Genomic DNA, 3,381 nt, shown 5'->3' on the forward strand with positions numbered 1-3,381 from the left:
CCCTTACGGGGTGGGGTGAGTGTGTAAGAGCGCATGGTGGATGCCTTGGCATCAGGAGCCGATGAAGGACGTGGAAATCTGCGATAAGCCTCGGGGAGCCGATAAACGGGCGTTGATCCGAGGGTGTCCGAATGGGGAAACCCCGCCGTCTGAGAGGGCGGTGACCCGCATCTGAATATATAGGGTGTGTGGGGGGAACGCGGGGAAGTGAAACATCTCAGTACCCGTAGGAAGAGAAAATAAGAATGATTCCGGGAGTAGTGGCGAGCGAAACTGGAAGAGCCTAAACCCGTGCAGTGCCTAAGCGTGCTGGCGTTGCTGTTCGGGTGTTGTGGGGTGATGTGTTCGGTTCAGCATGGCCGAGACACTGATGCGTTCGCGTGTAGTCGAAACTGGTGGGAAACAGTACCGGAGTGGGTGAGAGTCCCGTAGGCGAAACATGTGACCACAGTGTGGCATCAAACCCGAGTAGCACGGAACTCGTGGAATTTCGTGTGAATCTGCCAGGACCACCTGGTAAGGCTAAATACTTCCTGATGACCGATAGCGGAATAGTACCGTGAGGGAATGGTGAAAAGTACCCCGGGAGGGGAGTGAAAGAGTACCTGAAACCATGTGCTTACAATCCGTCAGAGCCTCCTTGTTGGGGTGATGGCGTGCCTTTTGAAGAATGAGCCTGCGAGTTAGCGGTACGTGGCGAGGTTAACCCGTGTGGGGTAGTCGTAGCGAAAGCGAGTCCGAATAGGGCGTATCAGTCGCGTGTCCTAGACCCGAAGCGGAGTGATCTAGCCATGGGCAGGGTGAAGCAGCAGTAAGATGTTGTGGAGGCCCGCACCCACTTCAGTTGAAAATGGAGGGGATGACCTGTGGTTAGGGGTGAAAGGCCAATCAAACTCTGTGATAGCTGGTTCTCCCCGAAATGCATTTAGGTGCAGCGTTGCGTGGTTCTTGCCGGAGGTAGAGCTACTGGATGGCTGATGGGCCCCACCGGGTTACTGACGTCAACTAAACTCCGAATGCCGGTAAGGTTCAGCGTGGCAGTGAGACAGTGGGGGATAAGCTTCATTGTCGAGAGGGAAACAGCCCAGACCATCAACTAAGGCCCCTAAGCGTGTGCTGAGTGGGAAAGGATGTTCAGTTGCGAAGACAACCAGGAGGTTGGCTTAGAAGCAGCCATCCTTGAAAGAGTGCGTAATAGCTCACTGGTCAAGTGATTGAGCGCCGATAATGTAGCGGGGCTAAGTACACCGCCGAAGTTGTGGCAGCATCACGATACTGTAATGGTGTGGTGTTGGGTAGGGGAGCGTCGTGCCGGCGGTGAAGCTGCAGTGTGAACTAGTGGTGGAGCCGGTACGAGTGAGAATGCAGGCATGAGTAGCGAAAGACGGGTGAGAAACCCGTCCACCGGATGACCAAGGGTTCCAGGGCTAGGCTAATCCGCCCTGGGTAAGTCGGGACCTAAGGCGAGGCCGACAGGCGTAGTCGATGGACAACCAGTTGATATTCTGGTACCGACACACAACCGGCAATACCAAAACACATGATACTAACCATCCCGCGTGCCCGGACTGTCTTCGGATGGTCTGTTGGTGTGTGGGGTGGGATCTGAGTGTGGAGTCGGTCAGCGTGAGGTGTGACGCAGAAAGGTAGCCAGGCCACGCGATGGTTGTCGTGGTCTAAGGTCGTAGCACGTGGGGGTAGGCAAATCCGTCCCCACATAGAGTGTGAGAGCTGATGGGCGCCCCACCATGGGTGGGGTGATCTGGTGATCCTCTGCTGCCGAGAAAAGCATCGACGTGAGGGTGTGTGTTGCCCGTACCCTATAACCGACACAGGTGGTCAGGTAGAGAATACTAAGGTGATCGAGAGAATCGTGGTTAAGGAACTCGGCAAAATGCCCCCGTAACTTCGGGAGAAGGGGGGCCACCCTGGTGAACGACCCGCGCGGTTGGGAGCTGGTGGTGGTCGCAGAGGCCAGAGAGAAGCGACTGTTTATTAAAAACACAGGTCCGTGCGAAGATGTAAGTCGATGTATACGGACTGACGCCTGCCCGGTGCTGGAAGGTTAAGAGGACTCGTTAACCCCTTTAGGGGTGAAGCGGAGAATTTAAGCCCCAGTAAACGGCGGTGGTAACTATAACCATCCTAAGGTAGCGAAATTCCTTGTCGGGTAAGTTCCGACCTGCACGAATGGCGTAACGACTTCTCTGCTGTCTCAACCACGAACTCGGCGAAATTGCATTACGAGTAAAGATGCTCGTTACGCGCAGCAGGACGGAAAGACCCCGAGACCTTCACTATAGTTTGGTATTGGGATTCGGTGTGGTTTGTGTAGGATAGGTGGGAGACTGTGAAGCCGTCACGCTAGTGGGGGTGGAGTCGGCAAGTGAAATACCACTCTGACCATTCTGGATTTCTTAACTTCGGACCCTGATCGGGTTCAGGGACAGTGCCTGATGGGTAGTTTAACTGGGGCGGTTGCCTCCTAAAGAGTAACGGAGGCGCCCAAAGGTTCCCTCAGCCTGGTTGGCAATCAGGTGTCGAGTGTAAGTGCACAAGGGAGCTTGACTGTGAGACGGACGTGTCGAGCAGGAGCGAAAGCTGGGACTAGTGACCCGGCCATGGCTTGTGGAAGCGTGGTCGCTCAACGGATAAAAGGTACCTCGGGGATAACAGGCTGATCTTGCCCAAGAGTCCATATCGACGGCATGGTTTGGCACCTCGATGTCGGCTCGTCGCATCCTGGGGCTGGAGTCGGTCCCAAGGGTTGGGCTGTTCGCCCATTAAAGCGGTACGCGAGCTGGGTTTAGAACGTCGTGAGACAGTTCGGTCCCTATCCGCTGCGTGCGTAGGAAATTTGTGAAGGGCTGTCCTTAGTACGAGAGGACCGGGACGGACGAACCTCTGGTGTGCCAGTTGTACCGCCAGGTGCATGGCTGGTTGGCTACGTTCGGGAAGGATAACCGCTGAAAGCATCTAAGCGGGAAGCCTGCTTCGAGATGAGATTTCCATCCCACTGTGTGGGGAGAGGTGCCCTGGAGATGACGGGGTTGATAGGCCGGGTATGGAAGCACTGCAAGGTGTGGAGTTGACTGGTACTAATACACCGATCACTCACCCAATCATCCTTATGGGGTGTGGTGTGTGCGTGACTGTTTGGTTTGATTGAAGATTTTGTGTTGGGTGTTCGCGTTCGCTGTACGGTTCTTGGACCACTACCGTCTGCACTGTTGGGTGTGGGTGGTGGTCTGGTTGGTTTTTGCGGTGGTGATAGTGGTGGGGAAACGCCCGGTTAACCGTTCCGATCCCGGTAGCTAAGCCCATTCGCGCTGATGGTACTGCAACTTGGTGGTTGTGGGAGAGTAAGTGACCGCCGCAAAA

The 3,381-nt window shown here is 55.2% G+C and carries 2 rRNA genes; both read left to right on the forward strand.

From position 1 onward, the window contains the following. Window positions 1-13 precede the first annotated feature (13 nt). Window positions 14-3,122, forward strand: a 23S ribosomal RNA gene (locus DFO65_RS16835). A 138-nt stretch (window positions 3,123-3,260) separates the two neighbouring features. Then, window positions 3,261-3,379 (forward strand): 5S ribosomal RNA (gene rrf / locus DFO65_RS16840). Window positions 3,380-3,381 lie beyond the last annotated feature (2 nt).

It is taken from the genome of Brevibacterium sanguinis (genome assembly GCF_003315415.1).
In the GTDB taxonomy this organism is placed as follows: domain Bacteria; phylum Actinomycetota; class Actinomycetes; order Actinomycetales; family Brevibacteriaceae; genus Brevibacterium; species Brevibacterium celere_A.